This window comes from Bradyrhizobium sp. USDA 4501, from assembly GCF_054062115.1.
Map to the genome: position 1 here is coordinate 2,958,790 of NZ_JBSSEX010000001.1, position 22,001 is coordinate 2,980,790.

Consider the following 22,001-nt stretch of genomic DNA (forward strand, 5'->3'; position numbering starts at 1 on the left):
CTGCCCCGCTCCGATTGAATCGAAACGGGGCTCTGGATTTTAGTTTTGACGCGTTTTCTTCAGGCGAACCGGTGCCCACGTCGCTCGAAAACGCGCTAAAGCGCGATGAGATTAGGTTGAATAATCATCGCGTTTTAGCTCCTTGTTTGAGCATGATCTTCTCGGAAAACCGCTTCGCACTTTTCCGGATCATGCTTTAGTTCTTGAAGTGTTCGTCCAACTGCGGCGGCGGGTAGCTGCGCCGCCTCGCCTTGAAATATTCACGTGCGAAATGGATGCCGATCCCGATCAGGAACGGCGGCGCAAGCGCGGCGGCGATCATCAGCGCGGTGATCGACTTCGGCGTCAGGATGTCCAGCACCATCGACGCCAGCAGCCACAGCGTGGCAGCAATCACTGCGACGTCGATATGCTTCATTCCCCGGTCTTTCCCTTGGTTCCTGGCTGCCATCCGGGTTCCATCCTACCGGCTGGTCCCGGACGCGCCAAGGATTCCGGGCGGCGGACGGTACCTCCCGCCCTTCACTTTCATGTTTGGAACGGCGCTTGCGCCGGCCACGTTGGTGCAGAAGTCCTGGATCCAGGATCAAATCTTGATCCGGATCCGCCGAGCACGGAGGCCGCGATGGGCAACTCCCGTGACATCCACAGCGGCGTCGACCATCCCGCCAGCCGGAACGGCGTCAACGATCCCGTCGACGGCGTCGACGTGAAGCGAACCTTCAACGACAACCAGACGCCGCACGAACGTGCGCAATGGGCCGCCGATGTGCGCGCCGACGCCACGCCGAAGCGCGGCGAGCCGTTCCTGCCCGAAGCGCTGCGACGGCCGCCGACCGCACCGCTCAATCCACGCACCGGCCGCCGCGCCACTGACTAGGCTGTGAACGCCCGCACCAGCAGCAGGCCGCCGAACAGCGCGAAAATCGAGAGCGCGACGGAGGCCGCGATGTAGGTGCCGGCCGACCATAGCTCGCCGCGCTGCATCAGCACGATCGCATCGAGCGAGAAGGTCGAGAAGGTGGTGAAGCCGCCGCAAATGCCGACGGTGAGAAACACCCGCATCGCCTGGCTGGCATTCCAGCTCAGCGCGAACGCCTCCGCGAAGGCGCCGATCAGGAATGAACCCACGATGTTGATCACCAGCGTGCCCCAGGGAAATTCCGTACCGACAAGGCGCCCCGCGCCGATCGCCACCAGATAGCGCGCGACCGATCCCAGCGAACCGCCGATCGCGACCGCCGCCAACAACTGAACGTTCAATGCTCCACCTTTCCGGCTCGCCATTCGACGAAGCCCGCCACCAACCCAAGCACGAAGGTCGGCGCGACCAGCTCGCCCGGCGCGCCGACCAGCAGGGCGACGACACCGACGAGCCAGATCGACCCGACCAGCGACAATGCGATTGAGAGTGAACCAGGAAGACCCGCCATGCGCTGTCCCTTCTCATTCGCGGGACACGGCGGGTCGGCGGTGGCGCATGCTCCTACCGACGCTGTCGCGCCCGGTAGGAGTCATCAGCCTTGCGGCGGTTATCGGGGAACTCCATCCCCATCAACATGGGAATGGTAGGCGGGCGGAGCGGCGGGAGCAAGTGGGCCGTTCCGCCGTTTCGCTTCTCGGCTCAGCCGGCCGTCGACAGCATCGCGTTCAATTCGACGGCTGTCCGCAGTTGCTCGATGCGCGCGACGATCTGCTCGCGTTCGGCACCGCGCGGCAATTGCGCGAGCCGGCTTTCAAGTCGCACGCGGTGTTCCTCGAGGCGCTGCTCGAATGTGTGGGGTTCAGATCGCTTCCGCTTTTGAATCGTCCTCTGCATTATCGACCTTTGGCGGTTGAAGACCGGGGCTGTTGGCCCAGCGGTCCAGTTGCTCGATGACTTTCGCGTGGCTCGGACGCCGCGGTTTCGGGGCTTCCGGCTCCTCGGATAGCTTGCGGGGAAGCTTGACGTGGTTGGTCATGGCATCTCTCCAGCAGCATAACGAGATGGGTGGTCGGACCGTTCCTTTATTTTTATCCAAGCTATTGATTTCATTTGGAAAATTTACTCAATCAACGTTCTTAACTCAACCGATGGAACCCCACGCGAGTTTGGCGGTTTAGCAAATCACTCAACAAGCTAAGTCTGGGTGTTTTGCGATGAATGAGCTTCGCGCCGAACGGCTTCAGGTCATGCTGTCGCCAGAGGAGTTGGCAGCCCTCGACGATTTCCGCTTCAAGCACCGTATGCCGACCCGCGCCGCGGCGGTCCGCGAGTTGCTCAAGCTCGGTCTGGCCGGCGGTGGCACCGATGGGGCGGCAGGAGTGAAATCGAGCGATTACGGGGTATTCAACCGGGGGCCGGATGGACATATCCAGAGCGATGCCCCGCTAGAGGCGGAAGAGGATTGACGGCGCGTTGGCGCAGACGTGGCGGTTCAGCCTGCGGCGAACAGGTCGACAATCGCCTTCAGGATGCACACCACGAGGGCCGACGTGAACATCGCCGTACCGAGATCTGCGAGATAAAGCAGTTGCGCCCTCTGCTCCGCATCAAGCCGCGCGATCGCCTTGCGCATGGCCAAGCTCCCTTTTCGGGAGAACGCGATGCACCGATGTCCGTTCCCTCCTTTGCGTCAGGCCTGCTGCAGCGCCAGCGTCACGCCGCCGAGCGTCAGTGCCATGGCGCCGATCTCGCGCAGCCCCAGCGGCTCACCGAGAATGATCGCGGCCGACACCACGCCGATGACCGGCACCAGCAGCATGCCCGTTGACGCCGATGTCGGCGGCAGGCGGCGCAGCGTCTCAGCCGAACCGCCGTCACACCACTAGGCAGAGAAAGCCCACCGTTCGATCGCGCTGCGTCGTATCCATGGGCGGCGCTTAGCAGGCGAACGCACGGGATTCCACATCGCTTCGCGTATGAGGGGACGCGCGGCACGCTCCGTCAGGCGAAGGTGCCGATCGTGATCCGCGGCCAGCCGTCGTTTTTCCGAGCGGCGGCAAGCCTGGCCGTCCAGGCATCGATCAGGCTTGCGATGAGCAGGCGGCCGGTGCCGCGCATGTCGGGCAGTTTCATGGTCGGGGTGCCGAGCGTGAGCGCGACCACGCCGTGGGTCGCCGCCAGCAGCGCGGTCGCGAGCCGCTGCGGCAGGCCAGGCGCCGGCTCGGCGCCATGTGCCGCCAGAAATTCCCGCACCGAGATCACGAACAATTCGTAGCTGCGGCGCGCGATCTCGGTCTCGCCGAAATAGACGCCGTCGGGAAAACGGCGGTCCTCGGTCGTACCGGACATCGAGAACAGTGAGCGGAAGTGATCGGGATTGTCGGCCCAGTAATCGAGATAGGTTTCCATCACGCGCCGCAGCCGCAGATCGCTGTCGGCCGTCTCCGCGCGGACCCGCTCGAGGCGTTCGGCGACCGCCTCGAGATTCTGCTGCTTCACCGCGAGCAGCAGCAGCAGCTTGGTCGGGTAATATTTGAGAACGGTGCCCTTCGAGTAGCCGATCGCGTCGGCGATCTTCTGGATCGATACGGTCTCGAGCGTGCCGGCGGCGAACTCCTTGCGCGCGGTCTTAAGGATCAGCGCCTTCAGCGCCTCCTTGTCGGCCTCCTGGCGCGCCCTGCGCTGAAAGCGCCGTGCGTCTTTGGCTCGCTCCACGATCGACATCCCCATCTGCCTCGCGCCTCCATGCCGCGCACCCGCCCCGATGGCAACCCCGCCCTTGCAATATGCAAGTTAATTGACTATGGTCAATTAACTCATGACAAGACGGGAGGATCCGATGAGCAGCCAAGCGAGCTCCCTTGCAGGCGAAATGGCCCGCAGCGATTTCGATCCGTTCAGCGCGGCGACGCGGGCCGATCCCTACGGCACCTATGCGGAGCTGCGTGCCGCGGCGCCGGTCATCCGCCTGACCAGATATGACATCTGGGCGGTGCCGCGCTTTGCCGAGGTCAAGACGATCTTCGGAGACCATGTCAATTTCAGCAACGCCGGCGGCGCGGGACTTGCGAACCACTTCACGGAAAAGCCGTGGCGGCCGCCAAGCATCGTGCTGGAAGCCGATCCGCCGCTGCACACCCGAACCCGTGCGGTGCTGGCGCGGATCCTCTCACCCGGCGCGATGCGGCGGCTTGCAGATGATTTCAAGTCAACGGCGACGCGGCTGATCGACGGGCTGGTCGAGCGCGGATCGTTTGACGCCATCAAGGACATCGCGGAGGTGTTTCCGGTCAGCGTGTTTCCCGACGCGCTCGGCATCGACCAGGAGGGCCGCGAGAACTTCCTGACCTATGGCGCAATGGTGTTCGCCGGCTTCGGGCCCGAGAACGACTATTTCCGCGATCTGATGCAGCAGGCGCCCCGCGTGCTGCCCTGGGTCGCGGCGCGCTGCCAGCGCGAGGCGCTGCGCCCGGGCAGCTTTGGCGCGCAGGTCTATGAAGCGGCCGACGCCGGCGAGATCAGCGCGGAGGAAGCTCCGCTGCTGGTGCGTTCGCTGCTCTCGGCCGGGCTCGACACCACGATCAGCGCGATCGGCATGGCGCTGTACACGCTTGCGCGCCATCCCGAGCAATGGTCGCTGCTTGCAGCCGATCCGTCATTGTCGCGCGCGGCATTCGACGAGACGCTGCGCTTCGATTCACCGGCGCCGTTCGTGTTCCGCACCACGCCGCATGACACCGAGATCGCCGGCGTCAGGATCGGCAAGCACGAGAAGGTGCTGCTGCTGCTCGCCTCCGCCAACCGCGACGAGACGCGCTGGGAGCATGCCGACCAATTCGACGTCAGACGGCGGCTCTCCGGACACATGGGCTTCGGCATCGGCATCCACGGCTGCGTCGGGCAGATGGTGGCGCGGCTGGAAGCCGAGGCCGTGATCACAGCGCTCGCCAGCCGCGTCAAACGGCTCGAGATCGCAGGCCCCACAGCCTTCCGCGACAGCTCGGGCCTGCGGGCACTCAGCACGATGCCGGTCCGCGTGACGCCGAAGTAACGTCGCTATCGAAGGCTTGAAAAAGACCGGCGTACCTTTCGGCACGCCGGTCTGGATTTTGCTCCCTTGCGTAAATTCAGATCATGCCGACGCCGCGCGCGGCGTGCGGTTGCGCGAGTTGCGCTGGAAGAACAGCGCCTGGCTCGCCACCGCCGACACCATCGCCGGCTGGAACGGCTTTGAGATCAGGAATGCCGGCTCCGGCCGCTCGCCGGTCAGGAAGCGCTCGGGATAGGCGGTGATGAACACCACCGGCACCTCGAAGGTCCGCAGCAACTCGTTCACGGCATCGAGGCCCGACGAGCCGTCGGCGAGCTGGATATCGGCGAGGATCAGGCCGGGCTTCTTGTTCTTGGCGAGCGCCACCGCGTCGGAATGCGTGCGGGCAACGCCGATGACGTTGTGACCGAGATTCTTCACCAGGCTCTCGAGGTCCATGGCGATGAAGGTCTCGTCCTCAATGATCAGGACGTCGGTCGCGATCTCGGCGGCCATCTCGCGGCCGGCGGCATCGGTGAGCTTGCGCGTCTCGGCGATATCGGTGCCGAGAATGTAGCCGACCTCCTCCTCCGAGAAGCCCTCGAGCGACAGCAGCAGGAAGGCCTGGCGAGGCAGCGGCGTGATGTTGGACAGCCGACGCTCCGGCGGCAGCGACAGCGTCGCCACGTCGGCATTTTCGTTGTTGTTCACCGACACCGAATTCCAGATCTGGGTGAACAGCCGAAACAGGCCGGCGCGCGGCCCGTGGGTCTGATCCAGCAACGATCCATCCTGCAACAGGGCCTCGAGCATGGCCCCGACATAGGCGTCCCCCGACGCCTGATTTCCGGTCAGTGCGCGAGCGTAACGGCGCAACAGCGGAAGGTGTTCGGCAACGATCTGCGATCGGGACATTCCCACTCCATCCTTGTTCGTGAGGCCTGGCGGCCTGAAACCCGTTGTCTGGGGGCGGCAGAATCCAGTTCTGGGACGACCCCGGTTCCCCTGCATCGCCGACTACGCGCGAAAGCCGAAAAAGTTCCACGAAATAGTTCCAGCATTCCGGAACTTTCTGCGCAACTTTGCATTAGCTCCTAACCGACGAGGCAACGCGGCCAGCCTCTTTTTTCGAGGAAACGACTTGGAAATCAGAGACTTAACTCCCGGGGAAGCGTGGATCACATCATGAAGGAAGTAAAGAAGCAGGGCGGTCTCAACGCCGAGATTCAATCGAGAATCGGCCACCAGCTTCGCGCCATGTACGATGACGTGGTGCGACAGGGCGTACCCGACCGCTTTGCGGAGCTGATCCGCAAACTCGACGGGCCGGAGGCTGCGGCGGCGGCCGTCGCCGGGGGCGATACCGACAAGAACAATGGAGGGGACTAATGCCTCTCACGAATGAACTTCGCGACGATATCCTTGCGTCGGTCCCGAGCCTGCGCGCGTTCGCGATCTCGCTGTCCGGTAATGGTGACCGCGCCGACGATCTGGTGCAGGAGACCCTGCTGCGCGCGATCGCCAACATCGACTCGTTCCAGCCCGGCTCGAACCTCCCCGCGTGGCTGTTCACCATCCTGCGCAACCTGTTTCGCTCCGACTACCGGAAGCGGCGCCGCGAGGTCGAGGATGCCGAGGGCAATTATGCCAAGACGCTGAAGAGCCAGCCTTCGCAGGCGGCGCATCTGGAATTCGAGGAATTCCGCGCCGCGCTTGAAAAGCTGCCGCAGGACCAGCGCGAGGCGCTGATTTTGGTCGGCGCGTCCGGCTTCTCCTACGAGGATGCCGCGGCAATCTGCGGCTGCGCGGTCGGCACCATCAAGAGCCGCGTCAACCGCGCGCGATCGAAGCTCTCCGCGCTGCTCTATGTCGACAGCGCCGAGGATTTCGGCCCCGACAACACCGTGCGTGCCGTGATCGGCGGCAATGGCGGCTAAGCGCGACCACGGCGATAAATGAGAAAAGGCGGCCCGCGGGCCGCCTTTTTTCATGTTGGCCTGCAAGGCCACGCTCAGCGCGCCGTCAGCTGGCCATCGCCTTGACGGACGCCGGCTTGAAGCCGTTTCTCAATTCGAGGATCTTGGCTGCGATTTCGGTCACCGGGACCGGGTGACTGAATAGGAAGCCCTGCGCCTCGTTGCAGCCTTCGGCCCGCATATGATCCAGCTGCTCGACGGTCTCGATGCCCTCCGCGATCGTGGTCATGCCCAGGCTTCTGCCGAGGCTGATGACGGCGCGGACGATCGACTTCGATCCATGCGTCGCGGTCGCATCGCGCACGAAGGATTTGTCGATCTTGAGCTTGTCGAACGGGAAGCTGCGCAGATAGCTCAGCGACGAATAGCCGGTGCCGAAATCATCCAGCGCGATGCGCACTCCCTGCGCCTTCAGCTTGTGCAGCGTTGCGAGCGTCTCGTTGCTGTTCGCTAGGAACACGGACTCGGTGATTTCGAGCTCCAGCCGGCGCGGCGACAATTTTGACGTCGCGAGCGCGCCGACGACGACGTCGGTGAAGTCGGCATCGCGAAACTGGACCGCGGATACGTTGACCGCGAGCTTCATCTCGCTGGGCCAGGTCGTCGCCTGTTCGCAGGCGCGATTGAGCACCCATTCTCCCAGCGGGCCGATCAGGCCGATCTCTTCCGCGATCGGGATGAACTGGTCCGGCGGCACCAGCCCGCGCTTGGGGTGATGCCAGCGCAGCAGCGCCTCGAAGCCGCAGATGCGGTCGAGATGGAGATCGTAGAGCGGCTGGTAGAACAACGAGAACTCGTCCTTGACCATCGCCTCGCGAAGGTCGAGCTCGATCGCCCGACGCCGCTGCAGGCTGGCGTCCATCGCAGGCTCGAAGAAGCGCCAGGTGCCGCGGCCTTCCATCTTGGCGCGGTACAAGGCGACGTCGGCGTTCTTCAGCAGCTTCTCGCCGGTGGTGCCGTCGCCCGGCGACATCGAGATGCCGACGCTGCATCCGACGACGACGCGATGCCCGTTCAGCTCGTACGGCGCACCCACGCATTCCACGATGCGGCGCGCGAGGCGTTCGGCCTCGTCGCCGCCCTGGACGCCACACTGGATGACCGCGAACTCGTCGCCGCCCAAACGCGCGACGGTGTCGACCTCGCGGACGCAGGCGTTGAGCCGGTCCGCGACCGCGCACAGCAGTTCGTCGCCGACCGGATGCCCGAGCGTGTCGTTGACCTGCTTGAAATTATCGAGATCGAGGCAGAACACCGCGAAGCCGAGCCCGCGGCCGACCTGCGCAACCGCCAGCTCGATCCGCTCGGCCAACAACGTCCGGTTCGGCAGCTTGGTCAGGGCATCGTGCCGGGCCATGAACGCGATCTGCGATTCCGCCCGTTGCTGTTCGGTGACGTCCTCGCAGGTGACGAGCCAGCCGCCATCGGATGTCGGCCGTTGCGCGATCGCAATGATCCGTCCATCGCTGAGATGCTGCAGATAATTGCCGTCGTGCAGGGCCATCGAGCGCTCGCGCTCCGCCAGCAGGTCGGTGACGGTCCGCTCGCCGTGATTGCCCGCGGCGATGCTCAGGTCGAGCACCTCCTCCATGGTCATTCCGGGAACGACAAGCTCCGGCGAGATATCGAAGATCTCGCAGAACCGGCGGTTGGCGACTTGCAGCCGCGCCTCGCTGTTATAGAGGCACAATCCTTGCGACATGTGCGTGAGCGCCGCGTCGAGCCGCAGATTGGTTTCATGCAGCTCGGCCTTCTGCTGCTTCAGCGCGGAGATGTCGCTGTAGACGAGGACGACGCCGCCCTCCTGCGTCTCGCTGCGGCTGACGCGCAGCCAGCGTCCATCCGCAAGCTGCGCCTCGCTCGCAAAGCCATCGATGTCACCGTCGGCAGGCGCCAGCCTGGCGGCATCGAGCGGATTCGACTGCAGGAGCTGCGGCGAGAGACGGATGAATTCACTCGCGCGCGAGTTGGCCAGCGCGACCTGGCCATCCGCGTCGAGCAGCACGACGCCCTCACGCGACGTTTCGAGCGCATCGGAAAGCCGTGCCTGCGCCGAGCGGCGTTGCGATACTTCTTGATTGACCATCCGCCGAATGTTGTCGCGCATCGTTTCCATTGCGGTCAGAAGCGTGCCAAGCTCGTCGGTCCCGCCCTTGGGGATGGTCGCGTCGAGGTCGCCGCCGGCGATGCTTCGCGCGGCCCGCGATGCGATCGCGACCGGCCCGATAATGCGGCGCGCCAGCAGCCACGAAAACAGCGCCGACAGAAACAGCGCGACGGTCAGCCCGGCCACGTTGAGCTGCAGGTCCCGCTTGATCGTCGAGAGCGCCTTTTGCCTGAACAGGAAGCCATCGCCGGCCGTATAATTGACGAGCAGCTCGACCTGCTGACTGACAATCTTGGAGTAGCGATCGACATCGCCGACCGTCGCACCCGGTGCGCGCGGATCAGCCGCCGCGCTGCCCTCCGTGGACGATCCGATCGCGCGCCGGTGCAGCGCCATCCAGGCGTCGGCGGCTTCCTGAACCTTAGCGGCGGCTTGCGCAGCGCGCGAGGATTGCGACCGATCGGCAGCAATCGCCAGGTCTTCCGAGAGCGTCTTCGCGAGCTTTTCAATTTGGCCATCGAGATTGGCGCGAATCTCCGGATCCGTGGTCAGCAGGCGTTGCGACGAGGCGACCCGCATCGCGGCGAAATCCGCACCGGCCGCGCGTGCATAGTTGATCGACATCAGGGATTCGTCGAACGTCTTGGCCACCAGATCGCCGGCATGGCGGATGCCGAGGATGGAGTACCCGCCGAGGGCGACCGCAACGGCGCTCATCGCAAGGCAAAAAATCAGAATCTGGCTGCGGATCGAACCCTTGGTCAGGGCAAGACGCGAAAGGCGGACGGTTGCGAACCGAAAGGCCGCACCGCTCTTTACCTTGAGGTTGCCAAATAGGCTGTCCATGCCCGCGTTTCGCCGTAGTGCTCGATACTCAAGCTACGCAGAAACGCGCAGCACTGCGGAAAATAACTGTCTGCTCAAAATTGCTTTAGTAGTGACTGGAACTCATGCTGAAATCGTTAAGATCAGCTGGCGATAATCACCCTTACAGGTGATCCGGGAGCCACATTTGCAGCCCGGGATAGCCGATATTTGGTGTTCGAGGTTCAGCGGGGGTCTCATGCAGTCAGGCTTGTTGCGCGCCTTGCGCTTGGGCCAGTTCGGCCGCGTGCCGTTTGCGGCGGCGATCGTCACTGGAGCGCTTATTGGAGCAGCTTTGGGCGCAGCCCCTTATGTCATTTCGCAGAAGGATCGTGAATTCAAACCCGCGCAGATCTCGATCAAGCGGGGTGAGGTTTTACGGTTCGTTAACGATGACGGCGAACTGCTGCATCACGCTTATTTGAGCACTGATACGTTCAGTTTCGACTCGGGTGACCAGCAGCCGGGCAGCAAGTTCGACGTCACTTTCTCGGTGCCCGGCGACTACACCGTGCTGTGCGGCATTCACCCGAAGATGAAGCTTGCCGTCCACGTCGCCAAATAGCCGCCCCAGGCGGCGGCGATCTACAGGACCGACGTCTTGAAGATCGCAGCGTGGCCGAAATAATAGACAAACAAGGTCACCGACAGCGCGGCACAGAGCGCGACGGGGGCGAGCCACGGCGCACGACGGTCGCGCGACAACACCTTGTTGTCGGCGACAATCGCTAGCAGGACAGCGATGATTGCCGAGTGTCCGATCGTGTCGATCTTGCCGAATTCGAAGCACGCGCTGATGAACATCCCCGTCAGCACGGTTGCGGCGCAGCGCCGGATCAGCGGCGTCCAGATCAAGGCAAAGGCAAGCGTGAATTCTACCATGCCGGCGGCGCGCATGTAGAACTCGTTGTCGAAGCCCAGCGTCATCGCGGAATGCTCGATCAGCAGCGGGAAGCTCCACTCCGGATAGGCCCATTTTTCAACCGAGGCCCACATCAACGTCACCGCGGCGGCGTAGCGCATCACGTCGATCGGCCGGATTCCGAACAGATCCTTGTTCAGCCCAACCAGCGCAAAATAGGCGGCAACACCGAGAAAGATCGGGTAATCGGCGAGGTGAAAGACACCGTAGTCGCGCACACCGATCCCGAACAGGACCACCATCCCCGCCGCCGACAGCGGCAGCGTGCGTCGTGACAGCATCCCGGCAGCGATCGCAAGCTGCAGCGCGCCGACATACGGCGACGTCGTCTTCAACTCGGGCGTCAACAGGATGCCGCCCACGGCCCAGATCGAGATGAAGAAGAACCCGCACACGGCGCGCATCATCAATTCGGTGCGCAGCCGCAGCCCCTCGGTGACGCGGTCCATCACCCGGATCGTGGCGTCACCCAGCGAGGTGGGCTCGATCAGGCAACCCGCAAACAGCCAGAAGATGGCGACACCGAGCAGCAGTTCGAAATCCAGGCAAAGGACATTCTCGAGTCCGCGGGGCTGGCCGGCGACATCGTAGGCACAAAACCATTTGACATGTGCCTCGGCACTGCGCGCGGCGACGACACAAAACAGAACCGCTGCAAGGCACGTGGCGAAAAAGGAGCGCACCGCCGAGACGGTATCTCGCGCCCATCCACTAAACATTGAACCAACCGCCCACACACTTAAGGACTTGTTTAACTTATATCAAATTTTAAGCTTTGCGCCTGCCGGGACATCCCGTGGTTGCATTGTGGTTAATCGTGGCGGGCGAGCCCCCGGCCTGTCCCTTAGTGCAGTCTTTACAGCCGGTTGCCTCAAATTTTAGCTAATTCCGGCACGGGAGCTCAATTCAACTGTCGTAGTGAAATCCGGACAAATCGGATCGGGAGGCCGGTACAGTGTTCGGAGCGTTGAGCGTCGTAAGTATCGGGGTGGGGTCGGCCCTCGCCTATGTGACAAGATCGTCCGCTGCGCGCACAGCGACCCTCGAGACCTGCGCGGGCGCATTCGTGATCGTGGGGCTCGGCCTCCTGGGCGCGGCGCTGCCGCACCTGTCCTGAAACGAACCTCGTTCTGAACCGCGTTGAGCCGAGGTCAGCGCGGCAGTTTGGGGACGCCTGCCACCGGCGGGGCCGTCGCGGTCAGGGTTTGCAGGAAGGCGATGAGGTCGTTCTTCTCGTCTGCCGTCAGGGACAGCGGCTTGATGTCGGGCGATCGGCTCGGCCGATCGATCCCACCCTTGTTGTAAAGCTCGATGACATCTTCCAGCGTGGCCACCGATCCGTCGTGCATATAGGGCGCGCGGCGCGCGACGTCGCGCAATGTCGGCGTCTTGAACGCATATTTCAGCTTCGCCGAGGTCGGAAAGAAACGGCCGCGCCCGATGTCATGGCCCTTGGCGGTGCCGATATCCTGGAAGGATCCGTCGGAAAACGACGGGCCGCTGTGGCAAGCCGAGCAACGTGCCTTGCCGTTGAAAAGCTCAAAGCCGTGCTGGGCTGATTTGCTGATGGCGGTGTCGTCGCCCTTGATCCAACGGTCGAACGGAGCCTCGCCTGCGACGATGGAGCGCTCGAAGGTCGCCAATGACGCCTCGATCCTCGGCCGCGTGATCGCGCCGTCTCCGAATGCGTGGGCGAAGGCATCGACATAGCCGGGGATCGCCGAAAGTCGCGCAATCAATTCCGGCTCGGTCATGTTCAGGTTCGCCGGACTGAGGATCGGCCCGAACGCAACGGATTCCAGATCCCTGAACTTGCCGTCCCATCCCAGCGGCTCGAAGAAGGCCACATCGATCAATGTCGGCGAGCGGATCGGCAGGCCCTTGGGATCCTCACCGATGGCGCGCGGAAGGCCATCGGCCCATGAAAGGGATGGCCTGTGGCAACTCGCGCAGGAGTGTGTCTTTGACCTCGACAGCAGCGGATCGAAGAACAGCAGTTGCCCAAGCGCGGATTTCGCCTCCGAATAGGGATTGCTGCTCGGGAACGGAACGACGTCCGGCCTCCGATAGCTGGCACGGATAGTCGCAGGGTCGCCGGGCGGCGCTGCCGGAGTCAAGGCAAGCGACAGCCCTACCGGCAAAACTGCCGCGAGCAAGGTCAGGCTGACCCAAAGCCTCATCGGGGTCCTCAGACGGTATCCTGCTCGGTATATGCCCAAGCATGTTCAACGAAGTTTTAACAATCGGTTGCGGTCTATTACTGATAGTGGGCATTGGTCACGATGACGCCGGCGCATGCTTGCGCGCGTGATTTCGATCAATCCGCGCGTCGATCCGATCACACAACCTGAGGCAGCCGCTACTTCTTCACCGGGCGCAGCGGCGCGGAGAACTGCTCGGTGCGGTCGCGCTCGGTCATGTCGACGACGGTGTCCATCGGCGCGGTCAGTTCATAGACATAGGAGACGTCGGTGAAATAGCGCTTCGCGGTGCCGCCGAGCGCCTCGGGCGCGACGCGGTCGAGCAGGATCAGGCCGAAATCACTGTCGGCTCGCCGCGTCGCCTGGCTGGTGTTGAACTCTTCCCAGCGGAAATGAAAGACCGAGTCCGCATCCTCGCCGACGACCTCCCAATTGGCGACGATGTGCGGGTGCTTGCCGACCAGCGACAGCCCTTCGTCGGAATGCGAGGCGAGCTCGAAGAACAGCAGCGACAGCGATTGGGCGGCGCGGGCGCTGACCGTGATGTCGGGACCGTTCACCGCGATCCGGTCGGCACGCGGGATCGCGCGCGATTCGAACAGGCCCTTCAGCTTGACGCCCTGCCACTGGCTCTCGCTGAGCAGCGTGACGACGTTCGACATCGCGTGGATGCGCCCGATCAAGAGCTCGCGCGCGACATCGATATCGGCGCCGTGCCGCAGCGTGCGGGTCACGATCGACTGGATCACCGCGAGGATGTTCTTGACGCGATGGTTGAGCTCGTCGATCACGGCGGTCAACCGGCGCTCGAATCCGATGCGGACCTCGATCTCGCGGCTGAGGCGCAAATTGTTATAGGCGACATAGCCGAACAGGCCGCAGACGATGCCGGTCAGCGCGAGGCCGATCGCCGCGACGATGGTCGCGGTCTGCTGCGCACGCACCGTGGCGTTGCTCTTGGCGTAATAGTCGAGCGACCAGTCACGGCCGCCGAACGTCACCGTGCGCACCATCGACGGCAGCGGGCCGTCCTGGCGCACCGCGCGCGAGGTGACGATGCCCTGCTCGTTGGCGGTGAACTCGTCGTTGGAGTCGCGCGGATCCTTCAACGCCACCGCGAACAGCGAGCTGTCATCGTTGGTCAGCATCAGCGACGACAGCTCATAGGAGAAGGTGATGAAGCCGGCCGGCTCGGACGCGCCCTCCTGGAACACCGGCGCGGCGAGCACGACCCCGACCGGGCCGTTCTGCCGCAACAGCGGCACCGGGTCGGAGGCCACCGGCTTGGCGTTGGCCATCGCCCGCGCCAGCATCGGGCCCACCACCGAGTGGCGGTCGAAGGCGCGGCCCGGAATGCTCAAGGTCTCCGGATTGCGCGGCTCGACGTCCATCAGCACGTTGATCGGCTTGTCGAGCGCCTTGAGGTCGAGCGCCTGGTCGTCGAAATCCCGGATCGTCGGATTGGTGAAGCCATTGGCCTTCAGCTCGGCCTCCGCCGCGGCGAGCTCGTCCGGCTTGAGCCGCGCGATCCAGGCGGCGACGACGAAATCGGTCTTGAAGGCGTAGATCGCCGAGCGCAGCGGCTGCAGCATGTTGGCCTTCACCATCGACGGCGCCCGGAACAGCCCGGAGGCGACCCGCGCCAGCAGCTCGCGCTCGGTCAGGCGGTCCTGCACCAGGCTGGCATGGACGTCGATCGCCCGCGCCAGCGCGATGCCGTCGATCGCGAGCTCCTGATCGTGCACCCGATAGGCGGCAAGACCGGAGAGCAGAACTCCGATCAGCGCAATCAAGGCAACGATGAAGCCCAGTCGAACCACACGCTTACTCGGCAATCAGGGGGTGGCGAAAGGGGACGGAAGTCATCTGGCTTCTGCAAGGGCGGCGACAAATCAGGATGCGATGAAGGCCCGCCGCAAAGGAATATGGAATAGCAATCATCGGTCCGCAACAGGAGCCGGTCGGCAGCATTAACGACGACGCCACCCGGCGGTCTTTGGCGGCGCCAAAGGTTGCTAATCGGCAAAGTTGGAAATTGTTCCGGCGATTGCGCAGCTTTTTTGCGGCGGCCAGCGACATCCAGCCAAGTGCCTCACCGTCATCCTGCAGCGCGTCTCGAAGGATGAACGGCCCACCGGTGGCCGTTCATCCTTCGAGGCTCGCTCTGCTCGCGCCTCCAGCGATAAAGGCGAAGCCTTTGCGCGGGGATGACGGGATAAGGGTTCGCACCGCCACAATGATTAACGCCTAACCCGCCTTGACCTTGCCCTGCGACCGAAGGCCGCCCTTGGTCTCGATGAAGCTGATGATGCGATCGAGGCCGTCGCTCTTCTTCAGGTTGGTCATCACGAAGGGCCGCTCGCCGCGCATCCGCCTGGCGTCGGTGTCCATCTTCTCGAGTGACGCACCGACATGGGGTGCGAGATCGATCTTGTTGATCACCAGGAGGTCGGATCGCGTGATGCCGGGGCCGCCCTTGGAGGGGATCTTGTCGCCGGCGGCAACGTCGATGACGTAGATCGTCAGATCGGCCAATTCCGGCGAGAAGGTCGCCGCCAGATTGTCGCCGCCGGATTCGATCAGCACCAGATCGAGGTCGGGGAATTTTGCCCGCATGTCGGCAACCGCGGCGAGATTCATCGAAGCGTCCTCGCGGATCGCAGTATGCGGACAGCCGCCGGTCTCGACACCGGCGATGCGGTCCGGCGTCAGCGAACCGGAGCGCACCAGAAACTCGGCATCCCATTTGGTGTAGATGTCGTTGGTGATCGCGGCGATGTCGTAGCGCTCGCGCATCGACTTGCAGAGCAGGTCCATCAGCGCGGTCTTGCCGGAGCCGACCGGGCCGCCGACGCCGACACGAAGTGGGCCGTGGGAAGTGGGCATATCAACAAGTCCCTCTATTGTCGTCCCGGCGAAAGCCGGGACCCATACCGCGTGATCCCTCAACCGGGTCCAGTGGCCGACACCATCCGCAACAACCACCCCCTGTGGTTATGGGTCCCTGCTTTCGCAGGGACGACAGCGGAAGATGCATCATGACCGGAACAGCCTCGTGTATTGCGTCTCGTGACGCAGGCTTGCGAGATCGGCGCGAAAGGTCGCGCCGCCGAGATCGTCGAGCGAGGCCGCATTGGCCCGCGCCGCGGTCGCAGCAACGACCAGCTCGAGACCGGCCAACACGCGCTGACTGTCGGTCTGCCCGAGCGGGATCAGCCGGCTGCCCGCGGAAATCCAGTTCGAGGTCACTGCATGCAGGAAGGCGTGCAGCGCCGGCGCAAGCCGAATGCCGTGTGCAGCGCTGACGATGCCGACCGCGACGGGGTAGACGACAGGGCCGTTGCAAGCCGCAATCATCGCGTCGAGGCCGGGCGAATTCCACGCGGCACGGGCGATCTCGATGAAGGCGCGCCCCTGCGTCGTGGTCTCGAGCTGCCGCTCGCGCGACGGCACGAAGGCCGCGGCAAGCTCGGCGACCTGCTCCAGCCCGGCATGATTGGGCTGCAACGCCGCACGAAAACTCTGCGCGAGAAACACAGCGTCGCAAAATCCGCTGCCGTCGGAAAGCATCGCGGCGAGCCAGCCGCGCAGCGACGCGGCATCCGTGATGTCGCCGGCCTCGACCGCCCATTCGATGCCGCTGGAATAGGCGAACGCCCCCACCGGAAAGGACGGCGACAGCCATGTCATCAGCCGGTACAGCGCGGCCGCCTCGTCCTCCGCCATCCCGCCGCGCAGCGCGGCGGGATCAGGCTCATTTGTGGTCATGAGCATGGGAGTGATCGTGGTGATGATGAGCATGCTCGCAATGCTCATCATGATGATGGTCGTGGTCATGGGCAGGCCCATGATCATGGCCATGGTGGTGGCCGTGATCATGGGCATGGCTGTGGGCATGATCGTGCCCGGTGTGACCATGCGCGTGCTCGTCGGCATGCGCATGCTCGGTATAGGCGCCGCCCTCGGGATCGAACGGCGCCTCAATCTCGATCACACGGGCCCCTAACCCCTTCACCATCGCCTCGATCACGTGATCCCTGCGGATGCGCAATCCCTTCGGCATGATCTGCGTCGGCAGATGACGGTTGCCGAGATGCCAGGCGACCCGGATCAGATGATGCGGATCGCTGCCCCGGATTTCCGCCAGCGGCTCGGGAGCTGCGACCACCTCGACGAGGCGGCCGTCCTCCAGCACCAGCGCATCGCCGCCGCGCAGCGCGACGGCGTTTTCGAGATCAAGCAGGAATTCGAGCCCGCGCGTCCCTGACATCACCATCCGCCGCCGGTGCCGGTCGTCGAAATCTAGCACGACGGTATCGGCTGGCGGTTCCTTCCAGCGGTGCTGTCCCAGGACTTTGGTGGCGCGGATCATCGATGCCTCAGAGCTTCTCGACCTTGGCGTCGCTGATGATCTCGATCACCGTCGGCCCGGTCTTCATGTTAGCGGAATATTCGCGCCATACCTTCATGTGCGGCGCCCTGGCATGGCCGTTGAGATCCTCGCGGCTCTCCCAGCGCTCGACCACCACATAGAGGTTGGGATCGTTGACGCTGACATTGCCGTCATAGGAGATGCAACCCTTCTCCTTGCGGGTCTCGACCGTGCAGGCCTTGTGCCCCTTGATGAAGTCGTCCTTGTTCTCCGGCTTCATCGGCGTGGTGGCGATGACATAGATCATGGATTATCTCCCTTCTTTTTCTCGTTAGCGGACGTCGACCTTCTCGGGCGTGATCACCTCGATCTTCGGCGGCGCGGCCATGCATTTCACCGCGACCCGGCCGAACGTCTTCATGTGCTCGGCGGTGCGATGCGGCACCAGCGCCTCCGCGTTCTCCCACTGCTCGACGAACACCATCTTGCTGTGGTCGGTGACGCTCTCATGCAGATCGTAAGCGATGTTGCCGGGCTCCTTGCGGGTTTCTTTGATGCAGGCCGTCGCCGCAGCAATGAATTCGGCGCGGGTCTCGGGCTTGATGGTCAGCGTAGCAACGACGTAAATCACGGAAGTTCCTCCCGGTTTTCTGTTTTGGCTTGAGTCTTGTTTTGACGCGTTTTCTTTCCGCGAACCGGAAATCCACTTCGCTCGAAAACGCTCTGGTTACCGGGACGGGTTTTAGAACATAAAATAGCGCTGTGCCATGGGCAGCACCTCGGCCGGCGCGCAGGTCAGCAGCTCGCCGTCTGCGCGTACCTCATAGGTCTCGGGATCGACCTCGATCTCGGGCGTCGCGTCGTTGTGGATCATGCTCTTCTTGGAGATCTTGCCGCGGGTGTTCTGCACCGCATAGAGCTTCTTGGCTGTGCCGAGCTTGCGGGCGAGACCGCCGCTCGCCGCGGCCTTCGAGGTGAACACCACCGAGGATGCGGTGAGCGATTTGCCGAAGGCGGCGAACATCGGCTGGTAATGCACCGGCTGCGGCGTCGGGATCGAGGCGTTGGGATCGCCCATCGGCGCCGCCACGATCGAGCCGCCCTTGATGATGCAATCCGGCTTGACGCCGAAGAACGCCGGCGACCACAGCACGAGGTCGGCCATCTTGCCCTTCTCGACGGAGCCGATCAGCTTCGACACGCCGTGCGCAATCGCGGGGTTGATGGTGTATTTGGCGATGTAGCGCTTGACGCGGAAATTGTCGTTGTCGTTGCCCTTGTCCTGCGGCAGCGACCCGCGCTGCTTCTTCATCTTGTCGGCGGTCTGCCAGGTGCGAATGATGACCTCGCCGAGCCGGCCCATCGCCTGCGAGTCCGACGACATCATCGAGAGCGCGCCGAGATCGTGCAGGATGTCCTCGGCGGCGATGGTCTCCTTGCGGATCCGGCTCTCGGCGAAGGCGAGGTCTTCGGCGATCGACGGATCGAGGTGATGGCACACCATCAGCATGTCGAGATGCTCGTCGATGGTGTTGCGGGTGAACGGCCGGGTCGGATTGGTCGAGGACGGCAGCACGTTCTTCAGCCCGGCAATCTTGATGATATCCGGCGCATGGCCGCCGCCGGCGCCCTCGGTGTGGAAGGCATGGATGGTGCGGCCCTTGAACGCCTTCACCGTATCCTCGACGAAGCCGGATTCGTTCAGCGTGTCCGAATGCAGCATCACCTGGACGTCGTAGTCGTCGGCAACCGAGAGACAGGTGTCGATCGCCGACGGCGTGGTACCCCAGTCCTCATGCAGCTTCAGCGCGCAGGCGCCGCCCTTGATCATCTCGACCAGCGCCGCCGGACGCGAGGCGTTGCCCTTGCCGGAGATGCCGAGGTTGACCGGGAAGGCGTCGAACGACTGGATCATCCGCCCCATGTGCCAAGGGCCAGGCGTGCAGGTGGTGGCGAAGGTGCCGTGCGACGGACCGGTGCCGCCGCCGAGCATCGAGGTGACGCCAGACATCAGCGCGTGCTCGATCTGCTGCGGGCAGATGAAATGGATGTGGCTGTCGAAACCGCCGGCGGTGAGGATCTTGCCCTCGCCCGCGATCACGTCGGTACCGGGACCGATCACGATGGTGACGTTGGGCTGGATGTCGGGATTGCCGGCCTTGCCGATCGCCGCGATCATGCCCTCCTTGATCGCGACGTCGGCCTTCACGATTCCCCAGTGATCGACGATCAGCGCGTTGGTGATGACAGTATCCGCGGCGCCTTGCGCGTTGGTCACCTGCGACTGCCCCATGCCGTCGCGGATCACCTTGCCGCCGCCGAACTTCACCTCCTCGCCATAGGTGGTGAGATCCTTCTCGACCTCGATGATCAGATCGGTGTCGGCAAGCCTAACCCTGTCGCCGGTGGTCGGGCCGAACATGTCGGCATAGACGGAACGCTTGATCTTCACGGACATGTCAGCCCCCAGTTTCAGTCAGCGCGGCCTTGGCACGCGCAATCGTGTCGTCGAAAATGCGGTCGAGCCGCGGATTGATGCCCCGGCAACCGGCAACGACCTTGTCGGCCCAGGCCGCATAGTCGGCGAGATCATCGCGCTCGTCCTTGCTCGGATGCGGCACGATCCGCGCGCCGATATTGCTGATCTTGTCGGCGATCTTGATCAGCTTTGCACCGGGAGATTTGTGCGGAGCATCCTCGATCTGCTTTTGCCGGCGGGCAGGCTTTGGCAGGCTCATGTCATCGGTGCACTCGACAACGAGATCGGCAACGCGCGCGCTGAACTTCTGCGCGAGCTCCTCGCGCGTGGTCTCGGTGTCCTCGATGGTGTCGTGCAGCCAGCCGGCAGCCACCAGTTCGGCATCGGTGCCGTTAGTGACCTGCGCGAGCAGATTCGCGACCTCGGCGAGATGGTTGATGTAAGGCTCACTCCCCCGCCCCTTGCGCGCCATCCCGTTATGACGGTGCGCGGCAAGCTCGGCAGCTTCGGAGACCATGCGGACAGCGGGAAGCATGGCGCTACAGCTTCCCCTTCACCTCGGCGCGAAAGCCGTAGATCACGCGCTTGCCGGCGAGTGCGACGAGCTGGACGTCGCGGGTCTGGCCGGGTTCGAAGCGGACGGCGGTGCCGGCGGCGATGTCGAGGCGCATGCCGCGGGCTTTCTTGCGGTCGAATTTCAGCGCCGGGTTGGTCTCGAAGAAGTGGTAATGCGAGCCGACCTGGATCGGACGATCGCCGGTGTTGGCGACCGAGAGCGTCACGGTCTTGCGGCCGGCATTGAGCTCGATCTCGCCGTCCTTGATGAAGAGTTCGCCGGGGATCATTCGTCTCTCCTGTCATTCCGGGGCACGCGAAGCGTGAATCCGGAATCTCGATCAACAATCTCTGGATTCCGGGTTCTGCCTTCGGCCGCCCCGGAATGACGCTCGTGGCTATCGGATCGGCTCGTGCACGGTGACGAGCTTGGTGCCGTCGGGGAATGTCGCCTCGACCTGGATGTCGTGGATCATCTCCGGGATGCCATCCATCACCTGCGCGCGGGTCAGGACCTTGGCGCCGGCCTGCATCAGCTCGGCGACGGTGCGGCCGTCGCGCGCGCCCTCGACGATGAAGTCGGTGATCAACGCGACGGCTTCGGGATGGTTCAGCTTGACGCCGCGCTCGAGCCGGCGCCGCGCCACCATGGCCGCCATCGAAACCAGGAGCTTGTCCTTTTCGCGGGGAGACAAATTCATGCGAGCACTCTGAAAGCGTTGAAAGGATTAGTTGAGCCAAAGCCGCGGCAGCGGGACAGTGGAGGCGCGGCCGAGCACCGTCATCATGTCAGCGCGCAGCCGGGCCGCATCTTGGGCACAGAAGCGGGCCATTGCAAAGCCATTCCAGGCGGAGATGCCGACCTCGCCGCCGAAGCTTTCCGACGCCTCGCGGATGCGCTCGACCAAGGCTTCGTCACCCGGCACGATCAGCGCCGTGCCGATCGCGCAGCCGCCGCCCGCGATCGCGGGTCGCGCGAGCTTCTCGCCGATCTCGCCGTCGAGCCTGACGGTCTCGGCGAACACCAGCTTGCCGCCACGGCGCATCCGCCAGCGGTCGACGAACTCGCCGTGGCGCATGGTCTCGCCCATCGCGGCGCGGCCGAACACCACGATCTCGCAGAGCAGGAGCGAGGCACCCTCGGCAAGGTCGATGTCGAAGCCGCGGTGAATGCGGGCACGGTCGAACAGGATGGTTTCCTGCGGCAGCCAGGCGAGATGCGCGCCTGCGGCAACGGTCAGCGCGATGTCGAGCCGTGCCGCCGCTGCCGGTGCACGGTAGACTTTCTCAGCCGCCGCGGTGGTCAGCGTCAAACGCGCGCCCTCGCCGGCCGCGACCGCGATCTCGAAGCGATCCCCGCCGGCAACGCCGCCGGCGGTGTTGACGAACATGGCCGAGAGACCGTCGTCCTCCGGCGATGGGAAGCGGACGCGCAGCGAGCCGGACTCATGCAGGTCGCCGCGGCGGGTGGCGCCGTCTTTCAGATGCACGCCGAACCGGACCGCACCCTGGGCGCGGTTTGCCGCAAACGTCGCCGCTGCCGCGCCTGCGATCCCGGTCCGCATTCCCC

At 64.0% G+C, this 22,001-nt stretch carries 29 protein-coding genes, 1 pseudogene and 1 riboswitch; of the genes and pseudogenes, 6 read left to right on the plus strand and 24 right to left on the minus strand.

Annotation, left to right across the window (positions count from 1 at the left end; all coding sequences use genetic code 11):
- Positions 1-196 precede the first annotated feature (196 nt).
- Complete coding sequence (locus ACVWZM_RS13510; protein WP_229191697.1) at positions 197-418, minus strand: hypothetical protein; 222 nt, start codon at positions 416-418, stop codon at positions 197-199.
- Positions 419-625: 207 nt separating this feature from the next.
- On the opposite strand from ACVWZM_RS13510, the gene ACVWZM_RS13515 reads away from it, so the two are divergent.
- Positions 626-880, plus strand: a complete 255-nt coding sequence (locus ACVWZM_RS13515; protein WP_456853520.1) for a hypothetical protein — start codon at positions 626-628, stop codon at positions 878-880.
- Here ACVWZM_RS13515 and crcB read toward each other — a convergent pair.
- From crcB to ACVWZM_RS13535, 4 genes are all read right to left on the minus strand, one after another.
- On the minus strand, positions 877-1,263 hold the full coding sequence (gene crcB / locus ACVWZM_RS13520; RefSeq protein ID WP_168857997.1) for a fluoride efflux transporter CrcB: 387 nt from the start codon (positions 1,261-1,263) through the stop codon (positions 877-879). The genes ACVWZM_RS13515 and crcB overlap by 4 nt on opposite strands.
- Positions 1,260-1,433 carry a hypothetical protein gene (locus ACVWZM_RS13525; protein WP_229191695.1) on the minus strand — a complete coding sequence of 58 codons (174 nt, stop codon included), beginning with the start codon at positions 1,431-1,433 and terminating at the stop codon, positions 1,260-1,262. Before ACVWZM_RS13525 ends, crcB begins: the two co-directional genes overlap by 4 nt.
- A 68-nt stretch (positions 1,434-1,501) precedes the next feature.
- A riboswitch (Fluoride riboswitch) is annotated at positions 1,502-1,562 on the minus strand.
- Positions 1,563-1,624: 62 nt separating this feature from the next.
- Positions 1,625-1,747 (minus strand): hypothetical protein, encoded by a 123-nt coding sequence (locus tag ACVWZM_RS13530; RefSeq protein WP_256521238.1) that lies wholly within the window; start codon positions 1,745-1,747, stop codon positions 1,625-1,627.
- Between the two features lie 37 nt (positions 1,748-1,784).
- Positions 1,785-1,961 carry a hypothetical protein gene (locus ACVWZM_RS13535; RefSeq protein WP_194295308.1) on the minus strand — a complete coding sequence of 59 codons (177 nt, stop codon included), beginning with the start codon at positions 1,959-1,961 and terminating at the stop codon, positions 1,785-1,787.
- Positions 1,962-2,139: 178 nt separating this feature from the next.
- On the opposite strand from ACVWZM_RS13535, the gene ACVWZM_RS13540 reads away from it, so the two are divergent.
- Positions 2,140-2,391, plus strand: coding sequence for a hypothetical protein (locus tag ACVWZM_RS13540; RefSeq protein ID WP_057016136.1), 252 nt, complete (start codon positions 2,140-2,142; stop codon positions 2,389-2,391).
- Between the two features lie 26 nt (positions 2,392-2,417).
- Here the strand turns inward: ACVWZM_RS13540 and ACVWZM_RS13545 are convergent, their stop codons facing one another.
- From ACVWZM_RS13545 to ACVWZM_RS13555, 3 genes and pseudogenes are all read right to left on the minus strand, one after another.
- Positions 2,418-2,558, minus strand: a complete 141-nt coding sequence (locus tag ACVWZM_RS13545) for a hypothetical protein (RefSeq protein ID WP_155258615.1) — start codon at positions 2,556-2,558, stop codon at positions 2,418-2,420.
- Positions 2,559-2,615: 57 nt separating this feature from the next.
- A pseudogene (locus tag ACVWZM_RS13550) lies at positions 2,616-2,786 on the minus strand (EamA family transporter); the annotation flags it as partial.
- 140 nt (positions 2,787-2,926) lie between these two features.
- The gene (locus ACVWZM_RS13555; protein WP_229191703.1) at positions 2,927-3,649 is read right to left on the minus strand and encodes a TetR/AcrR family transcriptional regulator; all 723 of its coding nucleotides are present in this window, start codon (positions 3,647-3,649) and stop codon (positions 2,927-2,929) included.
- Between the two features lie 115 nt (positions 3,650-3,764).
- Here ACVWZM_RS13555 and ACVWZM_RS13560 point away from each other — a divergent pair, with 115 nt between their 5' ends.
- Positions 3,765-4,976 (plus strand): cytochrome P450, encoded by a 1,212-nt coding sequence (locus ACVWZM_RS13560; protein WP_456853523.1) that lies wholly within the window; start codon positions 3,765-3,767, stop codon positions 4,974-4,976.
- Positions 4,977-5,057: 81 nt separating this feature from the next.
- Here ACVWZM_RS13560 and ACVWZM_RS13565 read toward each other — a convergent pair whose 3' ends face one another.
- On the minus strand, positions 5,058-5,870 hold the full coding sequence (locus ACVWZM_RS13565) for a response regulator (protein WP_057016134.1): 813 nt from the start codon (positions 5,868-5,870) through the stop codon (positions 5,058-5,060).
- Between the two features lie 270 nt (positions 5,871-6,140).
- Between ACVWZM_RS13565 and ACVWZM_RS13570 the strand changes: the two genes are divergently transcribed.
- Together ACVWZM_RS13570 and ACVWZM_RS13575 are read left to right on the plus strand one after the other, a co-directional pair.
- Positions 6,141-6,344, plus strand: coding sequence for a NepR family anti-sigma factor (locus tag ACVWZM_RS13570; RefSeq protein WP_018269610.1), 204 nt, complete (start codon positions 6,141-6,143; stop codon positions 6,342-6,344).
- Positions 6,344-6,892, plus strand: a complete 549-nt coding sequence (locus ACVWZM_RS13575; RefSeq protein ID WP_016847265.1) for a sigma-70 family RNA polymerase sigma factor — start codon at positions 6,344-6,346, stop codon at positions 6,890-6,892. The genes ACVWZM_RS13570 and ACVWZM_RS13575 overlap by 1 nt, the downstream gene beginning before the upstream one ends.
- Before the next feature lie 85 nt (positions 6,893-6,977).
- Here ACVWZM_RS13575 and ACVWZM_RS13580 read toward each other — a convergent pair whose 3' ends face one another.
- On the minus strand, positions 6,978-9,884 hold the full coding sequence (locus ACVWZM_RS13580; protein WP_141342493.1) for an EAL domain-containing protein: 2,907 nt from the start codon (positions 9,882-9,884) through the stop codon (positions 6,978-6,980).
- 217 nt (positions 9,885-10,101) lie between these two features.
- Here ACVWZM_RS13580 and ACVWZM_RS13585 point away from each other — a divergent pair, with 217 nt between their 5' ends.
- Positions 10,102-10,467: a methylamine utilization protein gene (locus ACVWZM_RS13585; RefSeq protein ID WP_028334698.1), complete on the plus strand. Its 366-nt coding sequence runs from the start codon at positions 10,102-10,104 to the stop codon at positions 10,465-10,467.
- Positions 10,468-10,487: 20 nt separating this feature from the next.
- Here ACVWZM_RS13585 and ACVWZM_RS13590 read toward each other — a convergent pair whose 3' ends face one another.
- The 14 genes from ACVWZM_RS13590 to ACVWZM_RS13655 all read right to left on the minus strand — a co-directional run bounded on the left by ACVWZM_RS13590 (position 10,488) and on the right by ACVWZM_RS13655 (position 21,996).
- On the minus strand, positions 10,488-11,471 hold the full coding sequence (locus tag ACVWZM_RS13590; protein ID WP_057016179.1) for a hypothetical protein: 984 nt from the start codon (positions 11,469-11,471) through the stop codon (positions 10,488-10,490).
- Between the two features lie 504 nt (positions 11,472-11,975).
- On the minus strand, positions 11,976-13,004 hold the full coding sequence (locus ACVWZM_RS13595; RefSeq protein WP_057016131.1) for a cytochrome-c peroxidase: 1,029 nt from the start codon (positions 13,002-13,004) through the stop codon (positions 11,976-11,978).
- A gap of 179 nt (positions 13,005-13,183) precedes the next feature.
- Positions 13,184-14,845, minus strand: a complete 1,662-nt coding sequence (locus ACVWZM_RS13600) for a CHASE domain-containing protein (RefSeq protein ID WP_456853525.1) — start codon at positions 14,843-14,845, stop codon at positions 13,184-13,186.
- Between the two features lie 4 nt (positions 14,846-14,849).
- Positions 14,850-15,104, minus strand: coding sequence for a hypothetical protein (locus ACVWZM_RS13605; RefSeq protein ID WP_316395951.1), 255 nt, complete (start codon positions 15,102-15,104; stop codon positions 14,850-14,852).
- 168 nt (positions 15,105-15,272) lie between these two features.
- Positions 15,273-15,911, minus strand: a complete 639-nt coding sequence (gene ureG, locus ACVWZM_RS13610; RefSeq protein ID WP_028334695.1) for an urease accessory protein UreG — start codon at positions 15,909-15,911, stop codon at positions 15,273-15,275.
- A gap of 150 nt (positions 15,912-16,061) precedes the next feature.
- Complete coding sequence (locus tag ACVWZM_RS13615) at positions 16,062-16,799, minus strand: urease accessory protein UreF (RefSeq protein WP_057016129.1); 738 nt, start codon at positions 16,797-16,799, stop codon at positions 16,062-16,064.
- Positions 16,780-17,397 (minus strand): urease accessory protein UreE, encoded by a 618-nt coding sequence (locus ACVWZM_RS13620; RefSeq protein WP_456853527.1) that lies wholly within the window; start codon positions 17,395-17,397, stop codon positions 16,780-16,782. Before ACVWZM_RS13620 ends, ACVWZM_RS13615 begins: the two co-directional genes overlap by 20 nt.
- 7 nt (positions 17,398-17,404) lie before the next feature.
- Entirely contained in the window at positions 17,405-17,704 is a 300-nt protein-coding gene (locus tag ACVWZM_RS13625; RefSeq protein ID WP_028342270.1) for a putative quinol monooxygenase, read from the minus strand.
- A gap of 24 nt (positions 17,705-17,728) precedes the next feature.
- Positions 17,729-18,028 carry a putative quinol monooxygenase gene (locus tag ACVWZM_RS13630; protein ID WP_024581875.1) on the minus strand — a complete coding sequence of 100 codons (300 nt, stop codon included), beginning with the start codon at positions 18,026-18,028 and terminating at the stop codon, positions 17,729-17,731.
- Between the two features lie 111 nt (positions 18,029-18,139).
- Positions 18,140-19,855, minus strand: coding sequence for an urease subunit alpha (gene ureC / locus ACVWZM_RS13635; protein WP_253604700.1), 1,716 nt, complete (start codon positions 19,853-19,855; stop codon positions 18,140-18,142).
- Position 19,856: 1 nt separating this feature from the next.
- Positions 19,857-20,411: an HD domain-containing protein gene (locus ACVWZM_RS13640; RefSeq protein WP_057016126.1), complete on the minus strand. Its 555-nt coding sequence runs from the start codon at positions 20,409-20,411 to the stop codon at positions 19,857-19,859.
- 4 nt (positions 20,412-20,415) lie between these two features.
- A complete protein-coding gene (locus ACVWZM_RS13645) occupies positions 20,416-20,721 on the minus strand; it encodes an urease subunit beta (protein ID WP_028334688.1) in 306 nt (101 codons plus the stop codon).
- A gap of 108 nt (positions 20,722-20,829) precedes the next feature.
- Positions 20,830-21,132 carry an urease subunit gamma gene (locus ACVWZM_RS13650; RefSeq protein ID WP_028334687.1) on the minus strand — a complete coding sequence of 101 codons (303 nt, stop codon included), beginning with the start codon at positions 21,130-21,132 and terminating at the stop codon, positions 20,830-20,832.
- Positions 21,133-21,159: 27 nt separating this feature from the next.
- The gene (locus ACVWZM_RS13655; RefSeq protein ID WP_456853529.1) at positions 21,160-21,996 is read right to left on the minus strand and encodes an urease accessory protein UreD; all 837 of its coding nucleotides are present in this window, start codon (positions 21,994-21,996) and stop codon (positions 21,160-21,162) included.
- Positions 21,997-22,001: the final 5 nt, after the last annotated feature.